Source organism: Citricoccus sp. NR2 (genome assembly GCF_027594385.1).
Lineage (GTDB): Bacteria > Actinomycetota > Actinomycetes > Actinomycetales > Micrococcaceae > CmP2.
On sequence record NZ_CP115154.1, the window covers coordinates 1,322,353 to 1,341,215 of the forward strand.

Sequence of the window (18,863 nt, forward strand, 5' to 3'; positions counted from 1 at the left end):
CTTAATGGCCGACTTAATGGCCGATGAGGAGGGCTTGCCGTGCGGCTTCGACGACCTCTGGGGTTAGCGATTCGAGGTTGTTGACTGTTTGGACACGTTCGATCTGAGTGAGCAGCCGGTCAACGAGGCGGAAGTTGCCGGCGGTGATCCGCACGATGGTGGCGATGGCTGTCGCGTGGGCGACGCCGCCATCTCCTTCGTCCTTGGCTGCGGGCAGTCGTCTGGTCAGGACTGCGGTGAGTTCCTCCGGGGTCAGCTGGCGGTATTCGTGGGCGAATCCGATGCGACTATAGAGCTGGGGGTAGCGGGCGAGGCGTTTCTCGATGCCGGGCATACCGACGAGGATGACGCCCATGTGGTGATGGTCGAAGTAGTCACGGACTTGTTCAAGCCCGGTGGTCTTCAGCCGGTCGGCTTCGTCGATGATGAGCAGTTCGGTGCGTCCGCTGGAGCGGGACTCGGTGTGAACGAAGGGATCGACGGTCCCGTGTTCAGCGAAGTCCACGGCGAAAGAAATCTGCTGACAGGCTCGAGGAAGGCCCTGGTCGATCTGCCGAGTAGTCGCGGCGACGGTGGGGGTGAAGACCGCGGTGCGGGAATCGAGCACACCTTGGGGTACCGGGCCCAGATCGTCATTGAAGATGTTTTCCCATTGTTCCCACTCATCGGTTCCGGCGTAGTGCCGAGCCGAAAGAGTCTTGCCCACCCCGGGTGGCCCCCAGCACAGGCCTATGTAGCGGTGGGCGCGTACAGCGTCGGCGAATTCAGCGAAGCGGCGGTGCTCGTGGGTGATCTGGAATGGCGGCATCTCGGGCGGTGGCGGGGCGCTGCTGTTGACCTCCCTGAAATCGCCGGTGAGGAATCGGCGGCCGTCGTCGTCTTTGTTTAGGACACTGTGTTTGGGGCTAGTCTGTGGCTTCGTTCGCTTGGTGGCGGGGTTTTTGCAGCGCTCCGTGGCGGTCTTGTTGCCGCGATCACGCAGGACTGGCTGCAGGTAGGTGTCGCGGTCTGAACCGAGAGGGGTGCGCCCGGTCGGGGCCGTTTGGATCGCTGCCGCTACGTCAGAGTCCGAAGGCTCCGCCGCTGACGAGGATCACGATGCCGAGGCCGATGAGAACGATGGGGAAGAGGATGTGCTCCCAGCGTTCGAGCACTTCGGCGATCGGGGGGCGGGTGGCGACGAACTTGGCCAGCACCACCAGTACCGCGACCAGCGCGAGGAACACGAGGCAGTAGGCGACCACGGCGCCCGGGCCGACGCTGAGGAAGACCGGGACGTAGACGCCGATGTTGTCCCCGCCGTTGGCAAGGGTGACGCCTGCGACTGTCCACACGCCGACCTTCTTGCCGGCAACCTTGGCCTCGTCGTCATCGTCGTCATCGTCTCCGCGCCAGGTCTGCCAGGCCGCCCACAGGCCCAGGCCCAGCGGGATGAGCCCGAAGTAGGGGATGACCTCCGGGGGCAGGAATGCCCCGGCGCCCAGCGAGATGAGCACGGCCGCGCCCAGGATGCCGATGAACCCGAGGTATTGGCCGATCAGGATGCGGGCGGTGGTCCCGCGCTGGCCCGCGCCGCGGGCGAAGAACAGCGAGAGCACGATGATGTCGTCGATGTTCGTGACCAAGAACAGGCCGATCGCCTGCAGGATCGAGGACAGCATCATGCCGCCCCCTCCGCATCGCCGCAGCCAGGCACCGAGCAGGCCGGGTCCAGGCACGGGGCGCTCTCATCCACCGCCAGGGTGACCTTGACCAGCGCCGTCAGCGCCCGCGCCAAGTGCGCATCGGCGATCTCATACCGGCTCTGGCGGCCCTCGGACACCGCGACCGCGATCCCGCAGTCCCGCAGGCACGCCAAGTGGTTCGACACGTTCGACCGCGTCAACTCCAGGTCCCGGGCCAGCTCGGCCGGGTAGGCGGGGCCCTGAAGTAGGGTCAGCAGTATCCGCGACCGGGTCGGATCGGCCATCGCCCGACCCAACCGGTTCATCACATCCAAACGAGAATCTAAAGTCAGCACCCGCTGAACTATACAGTGCTCAATGAACCGTAGCAACCAAGAAGGCCCGCCAGAGACTACGCTGCTCCAAGCCCGCGACGGGCGTCGCGATGCCCCCTCGAGGATTGCGGCCGGCAGAGAACCAAGTCAGTCGTCTCGATAGCCCCGGTCAGCGCCTCGGCCGAGGCTCATCGGTTCAACCCTGCCACGCGCCGGTGCCCGCCGCCGGCCACGGCGCAGGTGAACTCCTGAGGGGCGCGGCCGACCAGGAATGGGGGCACGAGTGTCTAACCAGGTATGCCCGTCCCACAGATGTGTGAGATGACATGGTGTGCAGTGGACAGATACGTCTAGAGCCGTACCTACATTGACACCGGTTGTGACCTTGCTGCCGCGGCTGGGCCAATACTTCGAGGGCGTGCAGCCGAACAGTCCGCTAATCAAGCATGTCCGCCATCCCTGTCATCATCGGTACAGGATCTCCACTTCACATGTGGCTATCAAGGCAAGGAGCGAGAATGACCAAGGCAGAAGTCGGCTATCCGACGGCGATTTCCGACCAGTCTGATGAAGGACTCCGCGCCGCCATCCAATGGTGCAGTCGACACCTTGCACACGGCCAGCAAGTAACCGTGTGGGCCAAGGCCAAGCGCGATCTCACTGGCAACGAACTCGTCCGCGCGTACACTTCCCGCCCCGGCGTCAGGACAGCCGTCGAACGTGGAGGAGGCCTTTCCGTTGCGAATGGCCCGGTGCTGGCGATGTGGGCCCACGCCGATGACCTTGGTCGTATCATGACCGGACGCGGCATCACCGCCCTTTGCGTGGTGCGTTGGGGGCACGGTCTGCCAATCTGGGCCAAAGAGACTGGCGCAGAGGTCTTGCACGAGCCGGACTTCGTGCCCTATTGGACACGCAACTCGGAGGTCACCGAGCTAGGGGCGGAAACCGTCGAAGCGCTCGGACATCTGACGTTGGTGGTTAATCACGCGAACCCAGTGGACAGCGGCTATGAGAAGCGCGACGTGATTAAAGCACTGCGCGGACTTCACGCCGCCGGCCATGAGCTCGACGAACGAGCCATCACGGAATGGGCCGCCGCCAACGGATGGCCCGGCGAGAACTCGCAGCGACTCGGTCGGCTGGCGCGCGAGGTGGCGCAAGGGAAGAACCATCGAACCTGGTAGCACCCGGTACCAGCGGGCCAAACCAGTCACCACCGAAGACCTCGGACAAGCGGTTGCCCAGGCGCTGACCACCGGCCCCAGCGGCGGCAGGACGCTCGTCAGCGCCTAAGACCCCGTCCGTCCAGCGGTTATCTTGGGGTTAGTGCCGCATTGCCCTTAGTTCGGGAAGTTCGGCTCGTCCCCCAAAATCGCGCTTGGGACCCGATCTGCCGTGGCAATGCCGACTCGGTTTGCGCTGGTGGAAGGCCCCTTGATTCTTGCGCTATGCGTGGCCCGATAAACGACCCTGTCGCCTATGATCGTCGCTGCGTAGTGACCATTGGGATGGTAGACGCGGTCCTCATATATCTTGCCTATATAGATACCGGAGCGGGAGTAAAGCCGATCGCCCTCCCTGCGCAGTGGACGGCCGTTCTTGGTGTAGAGGGTGCTCATACTGTGTGACTTCGTCTGCTGAATGGCGGGGTTCTTCGGTCGCTTCGTGGCGGGGTCAGGTGACACCGATGACCAGGGTGCTCTGTGCGGCTTCGATGACGTCGTTGGTGATGGTGTCGAGTTCGTTGATCTTCAGGACCCGCTGGATCTGGGGGAAGAGGCGTTCGAGGAGCCGGAAGTTGCCGCGGGTGATCCGTGCGATGGCTGCGATGGCTTGGGCGTCGGTGAAGTCGTCGGGGTCGAGGGTCTGGCCGAGGGATCGCCAGTGTCGCTCGAGGACGAACAGCAGTTCGTCTTGTCCCAGGGGCCGGTACTGGTGGGCGAAGCCGACTCGGCTGTAGAACTGGGGGTAGTGGCTGAACTGCTTCTCCAGGCCGGGCATGCCGATCAGGATCAGGGCGATGTCGTCGCGGTCGTAGCGATCGCGCAGCAGTTCCAGAGCGGCGGGACGCAGTCGTTCGGCCTCGTCGACGATGATCAGCTCCACGTAGTTCCTGCCGTGTCGCCATCCCCAGGCCTCGGGAGTGGCCGTGCCGGGAGGTACGAGGTGCTGCTCGATGCACATGTTGGTGCGGGTGATGGCTTGGGTCAGCTCGTCCTTCAGGGTCCGCGGGGTGGTCAGCACGCTGGGGGTGTAGAGCACGGTGCGGCTCCGGTTCAAGGCGGCGTAGATCTTGGCGTCGTTGTCGGAGCGCGGCCCCCAGTAGGTCAGCAGGTCATGAGCCTTCTCGTAGTGTGCGTAGCGGCGCGCGGAGAGTGTCTTTCCTACGCCGGCTGATCCGAAGCACAAACCGATGGTGTGCCCGCGGCGCACGGCGTCGGCGAACTCGGTGAAGCGGCGGTGCTCCTTGGTGACGATGAAGCGCTGGCTCACCTGAGGTCCTCCTTGTAGATCTTCAACGCCGACCTCGGCGCCGGAGCCGGTGCTTCGGTGATCCGTGGCGTCTCGGTAGGTGCGGCCACGAGGGCGATGCGTTCGTTGATGCCGGCTCGCAGCGCCCGGCGGCGGGCGTTGCGCGCGGCCTGGATCTCCTTGAGGCTGACCTTCTGGTCGTGGTGCTCTTGGTTGACGGCCTTGCAGACGAATTCGTCGTGATCCAAGACGCGGATCTCGGTGATGTCGCGGGGGTCGTAGCGGATCACGACCGAGCGTCCGACGTAGCCGGCCAGAGTTGGCGAGACGTAGCGCAGGCCCTGGAAGCGGATGCCATCGCGGCGCACGACGCGGGTCTTGGCGACGGTGAACAGCAGCCTGTCGAGGTCTTCCAGGCTCTCGGGCATTCGGGGCAGCCAGCCATCGGCGATCCACGCGCCGCGCGGGGAGATACCCAGCTCGCTGTGTGTGCGGTCGTTGTAGGTGGACACGAAGCCCTCGACGGCGGAGTCGAGTTCTGCCAACGACAGTTGCGGCATCGGCCTTGGCTGTCCCGGGGCCAAGTATCCCGGCAGCCCAGAGAGTAGCTCGGTGTTGACGGTGCCGAAGAAGCGCTCGATCTTGCCGCGACCTTGAGGGCGGGCAACCGTGGAGTGGATCAGTCGGATATGGAGGTCGACGGCGGTGTGGGCGAGCTGGTCAATGGTGAAGTCGCTGCCGTGGTCGACGTAGAGCACGTCGGGCAGGCCGCACATCGGCCAGGCCGGATCGGTCTTGTGCCAGATCGCCTGCCGTAACGCCAGCGCGGTGTTCATCGCCGAGGGTGCACCCAGGAAGACGGTATAACCGCAGATCGCCCGGGAGTAGTCATCGAGGATGGTCGTGAGCCACGGTCGCGCAGGCTTGCCGTCGGTGCCGACCACCAGAATGTCGAGCATGGTGTGATCGGATTGCCACATCGCGTTGGGCAGCTCTGCTTGCCGGCGTAGCACCAGCTCGTGCTTGTCGCGGTAGGACGCTGCGCCCTCCAGGGCGAGGGTGACCATACCGGGATCCAGGGTCCGCACGATGTCCCACACCACCGAGTAGGAGGGGACCGGCCACCTCCGGGCGGCGCAGATGCCCGTGACTTTGCGATGGATCGTGGCGATGGCCGGCCGCGGCTTGCTCAGTGCCAGGCCCTCGATCAGGTCGACGAGGTCGGGCGGAAGGCGGCGGGAGCCGGCGTCCGCCCGTGAGGCTGTCTCCAGTCCGGCGTAGCCGTCGGCGCGGTAGCGGGCGTGCCAGCGCTCCAGGGTCCGCAGCCCTACATCGGTCTCGCGAGCTAAGCGCGCGAGGGGCACCTGGTCCTCGACGTGGAGCCTGAGGATTCGCCACCGCTGCTGAGCGTCCACGACGCACCTACTGCAAGGCGTTCTCGCGCCCGCGCTCGGCGCGCTGAAGGGCGCGGTAGACCGTGGAGCGGCCCACGCTGAACAGCTCGGCCAGCTCGCCCACGGTGTGCTCGTCGGCAGCATGTAGCTGGACGAGGTGAGCTTCTTGCCGGGGGGTGAGTTTCGGTGACTTCCCGCGCAGCCGGCCCTTGGCCTTGGCGACCTTCATCCCCTCGCGGGTGCGGGCGCGGATGAGGTCGGCTTCGAACTCGGCGACCATCGCCAGCACGTTGAACAACAGTTTGCCCATCGGGTCGGTCGGGTCGTACACCGATCCGGCGATGCTCAGCTTCACTTCCCGCGCCGCGAGGTCGTCGGCGATCTGGTGGGCATCACGGACTGAACGTGCCAGCCGATCGAGCTTGGTGACCACGAACGTATCGCCGTCCCGACAGGCAGCCAGCGCCTGCCTCAGGCCCTCACGGTCGGCGTTGCGGCCGGTGAGCCCGTGATCGACGTAGATGCGCTTCGGATCGACGCCGAACGCCGCGAGTCCGTCCCGCTGTGCGGTTAGGTCCTGCTCGTCGGTGGAGACTCGGGCATAGCCGACCTTCAAGGGGGACATGCTCCCCAGTGTGTCATATAGCCTCCCTTCACCGGACAGTTCACCGGACGGGTCTTACGGGACAGCCCGCCAGGCGTGCCGTCGTTCCTCTCGATAAGTAGCGGTGGTGTCCGGTGAGGGTTCCCCTTACGGGCATGCGATCTGGGCTGACGCCTGTGACCGAGTGTTCAGTGCGCGCTGTATAGTTCAGCGGGTGCTGACTTTAGATTCTCGTTTGGATGTGATGAACCGGTTGGGTCGGGCGATGGCCGACCCCACTCGATCCCGGATCATCTTGACCCTGCTCGACCATCCCGCTTACCCGGCGGAACTGGCCCGGGACCTGGAGTTGACGCGGTCGAACGTGTCGAACCACTTGGCGTGCCTGCGGGACTGCGGGATCGCGGTCGCGGTGTCCGAGGGCCGCCAGAGCCGGTATGAGATCGCCGATGCGCACTTGGCGCGGGCGCTGACGGCGCTGGTCAAGGTCACCCTGGCGGTGGATGAGAGCGCCCCGTGCCTGGACCCGGCCTGCTCGGTGCCTGGCTGCGGCGATGCGGAGGGGGCGGCATGATCCTGTCCTCGATCCTGCAGGCGATCGGCCTGTTCTTGGTCACGAACATCGACGACATCATCGTGCTCTCGCTGTTCTTCGCCCGCGGCGCGGGCCAGCGCGGGACCACCGCCCGCATCCTGATCGGCCAATACCTCGGGTTCATCGGCATCCTGGGCGCGGCCGTGCTCATCTCGCTGGGCGCCGGGGCATTCCTGCCCCCGGAGGTCATCCCCTACTTCGGGCTCATCCCGCTGGGCCTGGGCCTGTGGGCGGCCTGGCAGACCTGGCGCGGAGACGATGACGACGATGACGACGAGGCCAAGGTTGCCGGCAAGAAGGTCGGCGTGTGGACAGTCGCAGGCGTCACCCTTGCCAACGGCGGGGACAACATCGGCGTCTACGTCCCGGTCTTCCTCAGCGTCGGCCCGGGCGCCGTGGTCGCCTACTGCCTCGTGTTCCTCGCGCTGGTCGCGGTACTGGTGGTGCTGGCCAAGTTCGTCGCCACCCGCCCCCCGATCGCCGAAGTGCTCGAACGCTGGGAGCACATCCTCTTCCCCATCGTTCTCATCGGCCTCGGCATCGTGATCCTCGTCAGCGGCGGAGCTTTCGGGCTCTGAGTGGCGGGGCCGGGCATTCACCCCGAGCGGCTCGGCCCCGCCTTCCCCGTGCCGCAAATTGCATTGCGCGCCTTGACCACTGAGGAGACTGAGCACCCGTGACGCCAATCCGCCGACCGGAAGACCCCGGCGGGCTGTCATCGCTCAGCCTTGCTGGCGGTGTAGCCCGGAGTCCGGCCCGTTCTTCTACAGCCGGTAGAATTCTGGACGCCCCGATCCCTGCCCTGGTTCCTGTACCGAGTTCTGAGAGAAGTGCCCGCCGTATGCCATCCCGTCCGCCGTTGCCCACCCCCTCGCGCCGTCAGGTCCTGGCCGGGCTGGCCGGGGTCATGTCCTTGCCGCTGCTGGCGGCCTGCAGTTCGGACGATCCGCTGGCCGCCCAGGCCGGCAACGCTGATGGCAAGAACTACATCGCTGGGGACGGCTCCGTGCTAGAGATCGCCCCGACCGAGCGCGGGGAGCCGGTGCAGTTCAGCTCCACCCTGTTCTCCGGGGAGCCGGTGAGCACGGAGGATTTGGCCGGGGACCCGGTGGTGTTGAACTTCTGGTACGCCGCCTGTGCCCCGTGCCGGGTGGAGGCCCCGGACCTGCAAGCCCTGCACGAGCAGTTCGAACCCGCCGGGGTGCAGTTCCTCGGGGTGAACGTCCGGGACACGATCGCCACCGCCGAGGCCTTCGAGCGCACCTTCGGCATCACCTACCCCTCGGTGGAGGACCGCGGCGGGCAGGTGCTGCTGGCCATGACGGACTACGTGCCGCCGCAGGCCGTGCCCACCACCATCGTGCTGGACCGCCAGGGTCGAGTCTCGGCACGGATCCTCGGAATCGCCGAGCCCTCCACGCTGGACAGCCTGATCACCACGGTGCTGGACGAGCAGGCCTGAGCCCGCCCGGCGGTGGAGCACCCGGTGGGTGCCGTTGCCGGCCCGGTCTGCCACTGAAGTGAGGATGCCGATTTGAGTCCGAAACCACGGAGGAACGCCCCGCCGGAGGATGTTGCCGTGCCCGCCCTAGGGTTCGGCGGCATGCTGCGGTTCGCGTGGACCCAGCTGACGAGCATGCGCACCGCGCTGATGCTGTTGCTGCTTCTGGCCGTGGCCGCTGTGCCCGGTTCCCTGTTCCCGCAGCGCCAGCAGGGCCCAGCGGTCGTGGAGGACTACATCACGGACAACCCCGTGATCGGGCCGTGGATGGACCGGCTCCAGCTATTCGACGTCTACTCCTCGGTCTGGTTCTCGGCGATCTACCTGCTGCTGTTCGTTTCCCTCATCGGCTGCGTGCTGCCGCGCGCCGTCAAGCACGCCCAGGTGCTGCGCTCGGCCCCGCCGCGCACCCCGCGCCGGCTGTCCCGGCTGCCCGAGCACGGCACCGTGGTCCTGGAGCCCTCCGGCCCCTCCCCGGCCGCGGCCGTGGACCAGGCGGCGAAGTACCTGCGCAAGCGCGGCTACCGCATCGAGGTGCGCGAGGAGCCCGAGGGCGGGGCCTCCGTGGGTGCCGAGCGCGGTTATGTGCGCGAGGTCGGCAACATCGTCTTCCACCTGTCCCTGATCGGGGTGCTGGTGTTCATGGCCACCGGTTCGCTGCTGAGCTACCGGGGACAGAAGATCCTGGTGGAGGGGGAGGGCTTCGCCAACACGCTGGTCGCCTACGACTCCTTCACCCCCGGCACGGCGTTCTCGGAAGAAATGCTCACTCCGTTCTCGATGACCCTGAAGCGTTTCGAGACCGTCTATGACCGGCAGTCCCCGACCCACTACGGCCAGCCGCTGGATTACACGGCCGTACTGGACGTGCAGGACGGTCCCGGTGACACCGCCCGAGAGGTCGAGCTGAAGGTCAACCATCCGCTGGACTTCCAGGGCACACGGGTCTACCTGGTCGGCAACGGCTACGCCCCGGAGCTCACCGTGCGGGACGGCAACGGGGACATCGCCTTCCAGGGCCCGGTGGTGGCCCAGGTCCAGGACAACCTCTTCACCTCGCTGGTAACCATCAAGGCCCCCGACGCCCGACCCGACCAGCTCGGCTTCGTCGGGTTCTTCCTGCCCGCCGCCTACACCGGCGAGGACGGGGTGGCGGTCTCGCTCGATCCTGCCCCGCTGAACCCGGAGCTGAACCTGAACTCCTACTACGGCGATCTGGGCCTGGACGAGGGCGACCCGCAGAACGTGTATGTGCTGGACACCGAGAACCTCACCGAACTGAACTCCCGAAACCTCGAGGCCGGCGGCATCACGCTCAAGCCAGGGGAATCCTACGAGCTGCCCGAGGGCAAGGGGTCCATCAGCTTCGACGGCCTGCGCCGCTACGTGGGGCTGGACATCCTCTACGACCCGGGCAAGTGGGGCGTGGGCTTCTTCGCCGTGCTGGCCCTCGTGGCCCTCGGCGTGAGCCTGTTCGTGCGCCGCCGCCGCGCGTGGGTGCGTGGCACCACGGGCCCCGAGGGGTCCACCATGGTCGAGTACGGGCTGCTGGCCCGTGGCGAGGACTTCGGCCTGCGCGAGGAGAACCTCACCCTGCGCCGGCAGTTTGAGAAGTTGTGGCCGGTGCAGGCACCAGAAGACACCGAGAGCACCGAGGGCGAGGGACCCATCGTCGTCGCCGGTGCCGCACAGAACCGAGTGGAGTGACCCATGCAACCCATCAACTATCAATTGGCCGCCTACAGTGACCTGTTCATGCTGATCGCCGCCATCGTCTACGCCGCGGCCTTCATCGTCTTCGCCCTGGACATGGCCAGCTCCTCCAAGACCATCCGGACCCTGGAAGCCGAACTGGCCGAACAACAGGAGCGCACCGATGCGGCCCGGTCCTCGGAGGCCCGCCACAAGCAACTAGTCGGGGCCGTGGGTGGGCCGACAAGCACCCCGGCGCCGGACCACGGCCCGAGCACGACGGCACCACCGGCCGCCGGGAACGCGGTGGGTGACCTGGTGGACGAGGACATGGACTACACCGGAGCCACGCGCCGCCCGGCCGCCAACGTCGCGGTGGCACTGATGATCATCGCCGCCGCCCTGCACGCCTTCGCGGTCATCGCCCGGGCCCTGGCCGCGCGCCAGGTCCCCTGGGGCAACATGTACGAGTTCTGCACCACCGGGGCCCTGCTGGTATCCGTCGTGTACCTGCTGTTCCTGATCCGCAAGGACATCCGCTTCCTCGGGACCTTCGCCTCCGGGCTCGTGGTCATCATGATGGCCGCAGCCACCATGGGCTTCCCCACCCCGATCGCATACCTGCAGCCGCCACTGCAGTCCCCGTGGATCGTCATCCACGTCTCCATCGCCGTGCTGGCCTCGGCGCTGTTCACCCTGACCTTCGCCATGAGCATCCTGCAGCTCATCCAGCACCGCCGCGAGGCCAAGGCACCCACCGGCGCCACCGGCGGGTTCGCCTTCATGCGCCTGGTCCCCCCGGCGCTGAGCCTGGAGAACTGGTCCTACCGCCTCAATGCGGTGGGCTTCATGATGTGGACGTTCACCGTGATCGCCGGCGCCATCTGGGCCGAGGCCTCCTGGGGCCGGTACTGGGGCTGGGACACCAAGGAGGTCTGGAGCTTCGTGATCTGGGTCGTCTACGCCGGGTACCTGCACGCCCGCGCCACCCGCGGCTGGACCGGGGAACGCGCCGCCTGGCTGTCGATCATCGGCTACGCCTGCGTGGTGTTCAACTTCACCATCGTCAACATCTACTTCCCGGGCCTGCACTCCTACGCCGGCCTCCCCGGGTAAAGCAGCGGTGAACCATACCGGTGAGGCCCAGCCCTGCCGGGAGGCGGATCCGGTCCGGGGCCGGTCCGCTGGCGCGGCGGCCGGGACAGGATTAGCGCGGTGAGCAGGTGACCGGGGCGAACCCGGCTAGCAGCACCGAAATGGCGGCTAGTTGCTGATCGGCGGCGACCGGCGGACCCCCGGCGCGGCCCCTGGTGCCGGACCAGTCCAGCTCCAGCACCGACAGGGCCCCTCCACGTCAGCGGCGCGCCGTGACCGTGACGCAGAAGTCCGGCCCGAGGAAATGCAGGGTTGTCGACCCGGTGTCCCAGGGGTGTTGTTCCCTGTACTTCGGCACCAACCGACGCCGCTGGCCTTGTCGAGTCTCGGTAGGGGTTAGTGCTTGTGTGCGAGGAACCGCATGACGTGGCCGGCCCAACCGGTACGGATGGAGACGTCGAGGCCTACCTGTTCCCCGGTGGCAGCCAGGTCGGCAGGGGCCACGAGCTGGTGGGGTGATCGATCGACGAGGTGAAGCAATGTGGCGGCGGGGGAGGCCGTCAGGTCATAGCCGATCAGCATGCCGCCCGGCTTGAGCACCCGAGCGGCTTCCGCTACCGCCGTCTTCCAGTTCACCACGTGATGCAGCATCAGGAAGCTGAGCACAACGTCGAACGAGGATTCCGCGAAGGGAAGGGCCGTGGAGTCCGCCTGCTGCACCGTGGGGCGTGGGCTTGTCGGGAAGCGTTTGCGTGCCGTGGCGACCATGCGTTCATCGATGTCGGTCAGCGTCAAGTGCATCCCCGGGGACCGCTGCAGCAGGGCTGCTGCCATCTGGCCGCTGCCAGCACCGAGTTCGAGCACGTCGCCGCTGAGGTCTTGCCCTCCAAGGCTCCAGGGCACGATGATGTCGCGGGCGAAACGTCCCCAGAGGGCACTGCGGCAGAATGCCGTTTCGATTCCGGACATCTTGGGCATGGGCAATCTCCAGCATGGGCGATCTGCAGGGCCGGGGCCCCCGACACTATCCGGCCTCCCCATCGGGGGGAAGGCCAGTACCGCCAGGCGAGGTGGGGGCAGGCCCTGCTGGAGACGCCTCCGTCAGTGGCGGTGGGGTCCGCCGGGCCCGGTTGGTGGTGTGCCGTCCTCGCGGCCACCCTGGGCCTCCCCGCGCTGGTCGCGGACTGCGGGGCAGAGATCGGCGAGCCAGCTCCGGCGACCCGCTGATGAACGCGCCAAGGGAGTGCTCATGACGGAAAGCCGCCTGTGGCTGCTGCGCGATGCCCGCGCCGCCCACCGCCAGGGCGGGGAGGGGCTCGACCGGCGGCGGCACGAGCGCCTTGTCGAGATGGTCGCCTTCGCGCGCGCCCGGTCGCCCTTCTATCGCCGGCTCTACCAGCACCTGCCCGAGCACGTCACGGATCCGGTGCTGTTGCCGGTCACGGGCAAGGCCGAGCTGATGCGCCACTTCGATGACTGGGTGACCGACCGGGCCGTCACCTTGTCCGCCGCGCGGGCGTTCGTCGAGGACCCTGCCATGGTGGGCGAGAAGTTCCTCGGCCGCTACACGGTGGGCACCACCTCCGGAACCACGGGCACCCGGGGCATCTTCCTGTGGGACGAGCGGTCCCTCGCGGTGACCACCGCCCTGTTGGCGCGGTTGCTCGGTGCGTGGCTCACTCCCGCCGATGCGCTCCGGATTCTCGCCCGCGGCGGGCGCGTGGCCATGGTCAACGCCACGGGGGGCCACTACGCCTCCGCCTCCGCGGGCGCCGCGCTGCGCAAGAACCGGTGGGGCCGCAACCGGATCGGGGTGTTCGGCGTGCACACCCCCATGGCGCAGCTGGTCGCCGGGCTCAACGGCTTCCGCCCGGCCATCCTCGCCCCGTACGCCACGATGGGCGCGCTACTGGCCACCGAGCAGCGCGCCGGCCGACTGCACCTCGACCCGGTGCTGGTCGTGTTGTCCGCCGAGGCCCTGCCGGAGGGGGAGTACGACAGGATCGCCGCGACGTTCAACGCCAAGGTCCGCCAGGGCTACGCCGCCACCGAGTGCCCCTTCCTCACCTACAGCTGCCAGCACGGGTGGCTCCACGTCAACAGCGACTGGGTCCTTCTGGAACCGGTCGACGCCGAGCACCGCCCGGTCCCACCCGGCCAGGCCTCGCACACCACCTTGCTCAGCAACCTCGCCAACAAGGTCCAGCCGATCCTGTGCTACAACCTCGGCGACGCCGTCTTCGTCCGGCCCGATCCCTGCCGGTGTGGGGACCCGCTGCCGGCCATCCGGGTGCGGGGCCGCACCGCCGACCTGCTCACCTTCCACACTCCCGCCGGCGAGCCGGTGGTGCTCACGTCATTGACCGTGACCGCCTGGGTCGACCGCGTTCCCGGCGTGGAGCTGGTCCAACTGGTGCACACCGCCCCCACACACCTCGAGGTCCGGCTGCAGTCCTCGGCCGGAACCGACCCGGAGCGCGTCTGGCAGGCGGTGCACACCGAGATCCGGCGCCTGTTAGCGGACCACGGACTCGACCACGTCACCGTGGCCCGCGGCGACCGGCCGCCACAGCTCACTCCGGGGGGGGGGGGCAAGTTCCGCGCGGTCATCCCGCTGCCGTGACCGGCAGTCGCTGCCCACTCCGTTGACAACTGCGCGCCCCTCATCGCCCCACCCGGCTCACCTCATCGACCCCATCGACCCCACAGTAGGAACTGCCCGTCTCGTGGTGGAAGAGGCCGCCTTCACTCCCCGTGGTTCCTCACGGCCGGGCCTGCGGTCGGTGAAGGGGAAGCGAGAAGACGATAGGGCCGGCCGTGCCCCGGGCGACCCATCGTGGCGGCCCGGTGTGCCTTCGAGTGCCGGGACCGGACGATGAGGGAGAACATCTTCAGCGCGGACCGTTGGTGGGGACATGCCTCGCGCCGCCGGGAGGAACCAGCGGCGCGTGACTCGATGGCGCTGGTCGGGCAGATCGCCGCAGCGGATCTGCCGGCCCTCGTTCTTCACGCCGGATGAACTGAAGCTCGGCGAGGCACCACAGGCGCCGGCACTGGGCGGTGGGATCCGAGGACGGGCCAGTTCAGTGGTGGCGCACGGTGAAGTGCGAGGAGAACGGGCTCAGCGTGCCGGGCAGCTGGTTGGTGTCCAGTGGTTCCTGGGCCGTGAAGTAGTGTTGGCGCAGCAATTCACCCAGCACCAGGGACGAGGTCAGCAGCACCACGTTGCGGCCCGGGCACATGCCGGGGCCGGCACTGAAGGGCACCAACGGCCAGGCATTGTCATCGCGCTCCTGAAGCCACAGCTCGGGGCTGAAGCGGTGGGCTTGGGGCAGGGTCTGGTCGTCGCGGTGGAAGAACGGGGCGTAGATGACCAGCGCGGTGTCCGGCGGCAGGGTCCCGTTGCGCCAGTGCGTCGTCGCGGTGCTATCGCGCAGGATCAGGGGGGTGGTGGGCCACAGCCGCAGGGACTCCAGCACGGTGGCGCGCAGGAACGGCAGATCGGGAGCGTGGGCCACCTCCGAGCGTGCCGTCCCGGTGGCGCCTGGATGATTGGTGAGCAGGGCCAGGGCCCGGAATGTGGCCCAGGCCTCGGCGTCGAAGGCGAAGAGCCACTGCGGGACCTGCTGGTGGGGGACGGCCTCGTCGGGGGCCGGGGTCTGCGCGACCAGGGCGGCCAGACTGCCGGGCTCGGCCAGTTCGATGTAGTGCTGCAGTCGGCGCAGGAACCGCTCGCGCAGGCGGCGGTTCTGCGGCATGAGGTAGGAGAAGTTGCCGCGGGCGCGCAACCGGCGCAGGTCGTCGGTGACCTGGTCGTCGTCGCGGGCGCTGGCGCCGAGCACGATGCGCCGGACCATGCGCGCCCACATCACCGCGAAGGACTCCCAGTCCAGGGTGCCGGTGAAGTCCACGTGGCCGCCCAGCGTGGAGACCTCTTCGGTGATGACAGCCGTCATCGCCTCGGCATGACTGTGGACGGGGCGCGGGGTTTCTAGGATCTGCTCGTTGAACGGTCGGCGTGAGAGCCGTTGCTGCGGGGTCGAGACGAGGGAACCGGCCGGCTCGAAGTGGTTCAGCGCCCCGCGCTTTTCTAGCGTGGCCGGCGAGAAGGGGGTGGGGCTGTCGTTGAGAACACGGCGCACATCAGCGGGATCCAGCAGTAGCGCGATCCGGCGGCCGGGGATCCGCAGCTGGACCGGGCCGGCGCCGTAGCGGGACCGTAGGCGCTGCATTTCGGCGACGCCGGCGGCATCGGCATCGAGGCGTTCGGCCAGGCCGACGGCTGCCGGTCTGCGCACGATCGGCGTCGCACCAAGCATGCCACCAACCTGTCACACCGGCCTCACCCCCGCCAAGACCAGCGTGTTCTCTCGTCCGGTGCCGGCGGGCTGGCGCCGTGGGGTTGCAGCCACTGCAGGCGGCAGGGTTGTCCGGGTGGCGTTTACTGCGGGGTGTCGGCGGTGTCCCGGTCGGGGCTCGTGGCGGTCAGCAGGACCGCGGCCAGTGCCCCGCCGACGATGAAGATGTCCGCGAGGTTGCCGATGAACCAGTTCCCGTAGGCGAGGAAGTCCACGACGTGGCCTTGCCCGAACGAGGGGGGGCGCAGGAGCCGGTCGCCCAGGTGGGAGGTCACCGCGCCGCCGAGGCACCCGACCAGAAGGGCCCAGGACACGGTACGGACCCGGAGGGTGAACCAGATCGCCGCGGCGACCGCCACCGCCGAGATGACGGTGAAGAGCCAGGTCGCGTTGGCCCCGAACGAGAAGGCCGCCCCGGGGTTGTAGGCCAGCTGGAGCCCGAGCAGGTCCCCCAGGAGCGGGACGCGCTCACCCGTGGACAGGGCGCTCTCCGCCCACCACTTGGTCCCCTGGTCCAGGACCACTACGCCGGCCCCGATCGCGACGGTCAAGAGCACCAGGGGGTACCTGCGCCGGTGATTCATTCGTGTCCTTTCGCGATGCGCCCGTTTCCCGGCGCATCAGTGGAGCATCAGTGGATCTGCTGACCGCCCGACCTGTGAAATCACTGGAAGGTACCGGACGGCCCCGGCCGGTCGGGTCTTACCGTGCCTGCGGGGTCTCTGTCCCGCAGGCACGGTGGGAGCTCATCCCACGGCGGCGGGCTGGGCCTGCCGGTCGGGGAGGGGCGCCAGGGTGGTGCGTCGGGTGGTCGCGGCGCGCAGGCCGTTGCCGATGACGATGACCTCGGCGACCTCGTGCACCAGGACCACGGCGGCCAGCCCAAGCACACCGGTGATGGCCAGCGGCAGCAGCACGGCGATGATCAGCAGCGACAGCACGATGTTCTGGTTCATGATGGCCCGGCCGCGGCGGGCGTGGGCCAGGGCCTGGGGGATCAGGCGCAGGTCGTGGCCGGTGAAGGCGACGTCGGCGGACTCGATGGCCGCGTCCGAGCCGGTGGCGCCCATGGCGATCCCGACCCCGGCGGCGGCCAGGGCGGGGGCGTCGTTGATGCCGTCCCCGATCATCGCGGTGGGCCGGGTGCCGGTCAGCTGACCGACGGCGGCGGCCTTGTCCTCGGGGCGCAGTTCGGCGCGCACGTCGCCGATACCGGCGTCGGCGGCGATGGCCCGGGCGGTGCGGGCATTGTCCCCGGTGAGCATGGTCACCCCGATGCCCTGGCCGGTCAGGGTGGTCACGACGGCGGGGACCTCCAGGCGCAGCTCGTCGCGGACCCCGATGGCGCCGGCGACCGCCCCATCGCGGTGGACGATGACCACGGTCATGCCCCGGTCCTCCAACTGCTGGACCTGGACGGCCAGGGGCCCGGGGTTCAGCCAGCGGGGGCTGCCGACCGTGACCGGGCCCCCGTCGATCCGGCCGGTGATCCCGTGCCCGGCGGTCTCGGTGACGCCGGCGGCCGCGGGCGTGGCCGGGGCGGCGGCGGTGATGGCCGCGGCCAGCGGGTGGGTGCTGTGCTGTTCCAGCGCCGCCGCCCAGCCCAGCACGTCCTGCTCGGTGGCACCGGGGGTGGTGAGCACGGCGGTGACGGTGGGCTGGTTGCGGGTCAGGGTGCCGGTCTTGTCCACGGCCACGTGGCGGATCCCGCCGAGGCGCTCAAAGGCGGCCCCGGACTTGATGACGACCCCGAACCGGCTGGCCGCGCCGATCGCCGAGACCACGGTGACCGGGACCGCGATGGCCAGGGCGCAGGGGGAGGCGGCCACCAGCACCACCAGGGCGCGGGTGATCCACAGTTCCGGGTCCCCGAACAGGGACCCGAGGACCGCGACCAGCACGGCCAGGATGAGCACCCCGGGCACCAGCGGCTTCGCGATCCGATCGGCCAGGCGGGCCCGCTGACCCTTCTCGGCCTGGGCCTGTTCGACCAGGTGCACGATGGTGGTCAGGGAGTTGTCGGTGCCGGCGGCGGTGGCCTCGATCTCCAGGGCCCCGGCGGTGTTGATCGACCCGGCCGAGACCGTGTCCCCCGGGCCGACCTCGACCGGGATGGACTCCCCGGTGATCGCCGAGGTGTCCAGGGAACTGCGCCCGGCGCGCACGATCCCGTCGGTGGCGACCCGTTCCCCGGGCCGGACCACGAGCACCTGCCCGGGATGCAGGTCCTTGGCCTCGACCTGCACCGTGGCCCCACCCTGGCGGATGGTCGCGGTCTCGGGCACGAGCTTGAGCAGGGCGCGCAGCCCGGCCCGGGCGCGGTCCATGGCCTTGTCTTCCAGGGCCTCGGCGATGGAGTACAAGAACGCCAGGGCGGCGGCCTCCTCGATGTAGCCCAGGATCACCGCGCCGATGGCGCTGATCGTCATCAGCAGCCCGATCCCGAGCCGGCCCCGGGTGAACAGCCCGCGCAGCGCCCCGGGCACGAAGGTCCAGGCGCCCAGCACCAGCCCGACCCAGAACACCACCGTGGCCACCAAACCGGCCCCCGACCATTCCAGGACCAGCCCGGCGATAAACGCCACCCCGGAGAGCACCGGGAGCAGGATGGCCGCATCCCGCCACCACGGCCGGTGCTCTTCGGGCTCCTCGGGTGCACCGGGGGTCGGGGCCTCGCAGCCGCAGGCCGAACTCATGAGGCCACCTGCCCCGTGTCGCAGCACCCGGGCACCGGGCAGCCCGGGTCCAGGCAGGGGGCGGAGGCATCCACGGCGAGGGTCCCCTCGAGCAGACCGCTCAGCGCCCGGGTCAGGTGCGCGTCGGCGATCGCGTACCGGGTGCGGCGGCCCTGGGGTTCGACGGCCACGATCCCGCAGTCCCGCAGGCAGGCCAGGTGGTTCGACACGTTCGAGCGGGTCAACCCCAGCGCCTGGGCCAGTTCGGCCGGGTACCCGGGGCCCTCCAGCAGGGTCAGCAGGATCCGCGACCGGGTGGGGTCGGCCATTGCCCGGCCCAGCCGGTTCATCACGTCCAACCGTGTCGCAATCGTCAGCATGGGGTGAACTATACAGCCTGTGCTGTAGTCTCTTGCGGGGGGTTTCGCCCGGACTTAGGCGGCCCCGACCCGTTGACCCAGTGAGGACCCTTAGT

General features: G+C 68.5%; 20 protein-coding genes. 8 read left to right on the forward strand and 12 right to left on the reverse strand.

Going from position 1 to position 18,863, the window contains the following annotated elements:
* Positions 1–13: 13 nt before the first annotated feature.
* The 3 genes from O1A05_RS06175 to cmtR (O1A05_RS06185) form a co-directional block, all read right to left on the reverse strand.
* Entirely contained in the window at positions 14–808 is a 795-nt protein-coding gene (locus O1A05_RS06175) for an AAA family ATPase (RefSeq protein ID WP_168887355.1), read from the reverse strand.
* Between the two features lie 253 nt (positions 809–1,061).
* Complete coding sequence (locus O1A05_RS06180; RefSeq protein WP_270107176.1) at positions 1,062–1,664, reverse strand: cadmium resistance transporter; 603 nt, start codon at positions 1,662–1,664, stop codon at positions 1,062–1,064.
* Entirely contained in the window at positions 1,661–2,020 is a 360-nt protein-coding gene (cmtR, locus tag O1A05_RS06185; RefSeq protein WP_270107177.1) for a Cd(II)/Pb(II)-sensing metalloregulatory transcriptional regulator CmtR, read from the reverse strand. Before cmtR (O1A05_RS06185) ends, O1A05_RS06180 begins: the two co-directional genes overlap by 4 nt.
* 497 nt (positions 2,021–2,517) lie before the next feature.
* On the opposite strand from cmtR (O1A05_RS06185), the gene O1A05_RS06190 reads away from it, so the two are divergent.
* On the forward strand, positions 2,518–3,186 hold the full coding sequence (locus O1A05_RS06190) for a hypothetical protein (RefSeq protein ID WP_270107178.1): 669 nt from the start codon (positions 2,518–2,520) through the stop codon (positions 3,184–3,186).
* A 490-nt stretch (positions 3,187–3,676) separates the two neighbouring features.
* Here the strand turns inward: O1A05_RS06190 and O1A05_RS06195 are convergent, their stop codons facing one another.
* Genes O1A05_RS06195 through O1A05_RS06205 form a run of 3 tightly spaced genes read right to left on the reverse strand, consistent with a single transcriptional unit; the run spans position 3,677 to position 6,493 of the window.
* Positions 3,677–4,495 (reverse strand): AAA family ATPase, encoded by an 819-nt coding sequence (locus O1A05_RS06195; protein ID WP_270107179.1) that lies wholly within the window; start codon positions 4,493–4,495, stop codon positions 3,677–3,679.
* On the reverse strand, positions 4,492–5,889 hold the full coding sequence (locus O1A05_RS06200) for a Mu transposase C-terminal domain-containing protein (RefSeq protein ID WP_270107180.1): 1,398 nt from the start codon (positions 5,887–5,889) through the stop codon (positions 4,492–4,494). The genes O1A05_RS06195 and O1A05_RS06200 overlap by 4 nt, the downstream gene beginning before the upstream one ends.
* Positions 5,890–5,896: 7 nt before the next feature.
* Entirely contained in the window at positions 5,897–6,493 is a 597-nt protein-coding gene (locus tag O1A05_RS06205) for a recombinase family protein (RefSeq protein WP_010534181.1), read from the reverse strand.
* Between the two features lie 193 nt (positions 6,494–6,686).
* Here O1A05_RS06205 and cmtR (O1A05_RS06210) point away from each other — a divergent pair, with 193 nt between their 5' ends.
* The 5 genes from cmtR (O1A05_RS06210) to ccsB all read left to right on the forward strand — a co-directional run bounded on the left by cmtR (O1A05_RS06210) (position 6,687) and on the right by ccsB (position 11,376).
* Positions 6,687–7,046, forward strand: coding sequence for a Cd(II)/Pb(II)-sensing metalloregulatory transcriptional regulator CmtR (gene cmtR / locus O1A05_RS06210; RefSeq protein WP_270107181.1), 360 nt, complete (start codon positions 6,687–6,689; stop codon positions 7,044–7,046).
* Positions 7,043–7,645, forward strand: coding sequence for a cadmium resistance transporter (locus O1A05_RS06215; RefSeq protein WP_270107182.1), 603 nt, complete (start codon positions 7,043–7,045; stop codon positions 7,643–7,645). Before cmtR (O1A05_RS06210) ends, O1A05_RS06215 begins: the two co-directional genes overlap by 4 nt.
* 263 nt (positions 7,646–7,908) lie before the next feature.
* On the forward strand, positions 7,909–8,529 hold the full coding sequence (locus O1A05_RS06220) for a TlpA family protein disulfide reductase (protein ID WP_270107183.1): 621 nt from the start codon (positions 7,909–7,911) through the stop codon (positions 8,527–8,529).
* A gap of 72 nt (positions 8,530–8,601) precedes the next feature.
* On the forward strand, positions 8,602–10,275 hold the full coding sequence (gene resB / locus O1A05_RS06225) for a cytochrome c biogenesis protein ResB (RefSeq protein WP_442867668.1): 1,674 nt from the start codon (positions 8,602–8,604) through the stop codon (positions 10,273–10,275).
* A gap of 3 nt (positions 10,276–10,278) precedes the next feature.
* Positions 10,279–11,376, forward strand: coding sequence for a c-type cytochrome biogenesis protein CcsB (ccsB, locus tag O1A05_RS06230; RefSeq protein WP_270107184.1), 1,098 nt, complete (start codon positions 10,279–10,281; stop codon positions 11,374–11,376).
* 91 nt (positions 11,377–11,467) lie between these two features.
* Here ccsB and O1A05_RS06235 read toward each other — a convergent pair whose 3' ends face one another.
* The gene (locus tag O1A05_RS06235; RefSeq protein ID WP_270107185.1) at positions 11,468–11,596 is read right to left on the reverse strand and encodes a hypothetical protein; all 129 of its coding nucleotides are present in this window, start codon (positions 11,594–11,596) and stop codon (positions 11,468–11,470) included.
* A 155-nt stretch (positions 11,597–11,751) separates the two neighbouring features.
* Positions 11,752–12,333 (reverse strand): class I SAM-dependent methyltransferase, encoded by a 582-nt coding sequence (locus O1A05_RS06240; RefSeq protein WP_270107186.1) that lies wholly within the window; start codon positions 12,331–12,333, stop codon positions 11,752–11,754.
* Between the two features lie 271 nt (positions 12,334–12,604).
* Between O1A05_RS06240 and O1A05_RS06245 the strand changes: the two genes are divergently transcribed.
* Positions 12,605–13,978 carry a phenylacetate--CoA ligase family protein gene (locus tag O1A05_RS06245; RefSeq protein ID WP_270107187.1) on the forward strand — a complete coding sequence of 458 codons (1,374 nt, stop codon included), beginning with the start codon at positions 12,605–12,607 and terminating at the stop codon, positions 13,976–13,978.
* Between the two features lie 252 nt (positions 13,979–14,230).
* Positions 14,231–14,374: a hypothetical protein gene (locus O1A05_RS06250; protein WP_270107188.1), complete on the forward strand. Its 144-nt coding sequence runs from the start codon at positions 14,231–14,233 to the stop codon at positions 14,372–14,374.
* A 64-nt stretch (positions 14,375–14,438) separates the two neighbouring features.
* Here O1A05_RS06250 and O1A05_RS06255 read toward each other — a convergent pair whose 3' ends face one another.
* The 4 genes from O1A05_RS06255 to cmtR (O1A05_RS06270) all read right to left on the reverse strand — a co-directional run bounded on the left by O1A05_RS06255 (position 14,439) and on the right by cmtR (O1A05_RS06270) (position 18,768).
* Entirely contained in the window at positions 14,439–15,674 is a 1,236-nt protein-coding gene (locus O1A05_RS06255) for a cytochrome P450 (protein WP_270107189.1), read from the reverse strand.
* Positions 15,675–15,796: 122 nt separating this feature from the next.
* The gene (locus tag O1A05_RS06260; protein ID WP_270107190.1) at positions 15,797–16,297 is read right to left on the reverse strand and encodes a signal peptidase II; all 501 of its coding nucleotides are present in this window, start codon (positions 16,295–16,297) and stop codon (positions 15,797–15,799) included.
* Between the two features lie 162 nt (positions 16,298–16,459).
* Complete coding sequence (locus tag O1A05_RS06265) at positions 16,460–18,409, reverse strand: heavy metal translocating P-type ATPase (RefSeq protein ID WP_270107191.1); 1,950 nt, start codon at positions 18,407–18,409, stop codon at positions 16,460–16,462.
* Positions 18,406–18,768 (reverse strand): Cd(II)/Pb(II)-sensing metalloregulatory transcriptional regulator CmtR, encoded by a 363-nt coding sequence (gene cmtR / locus O1A05_RS06270; protein ID WP_270107192.1) that lies wholly within the window; start codon positions 18,766–18,768, stop codon positions 18,406–18,408. Before cmtR (O1A05_RS06270) ends, O1A05_RS06265 begins: the two co-directional genes overlap by 4 nt.
* Between the last annotated feature and the right edge of the window lie 95 nt (positions 18,769–18,863).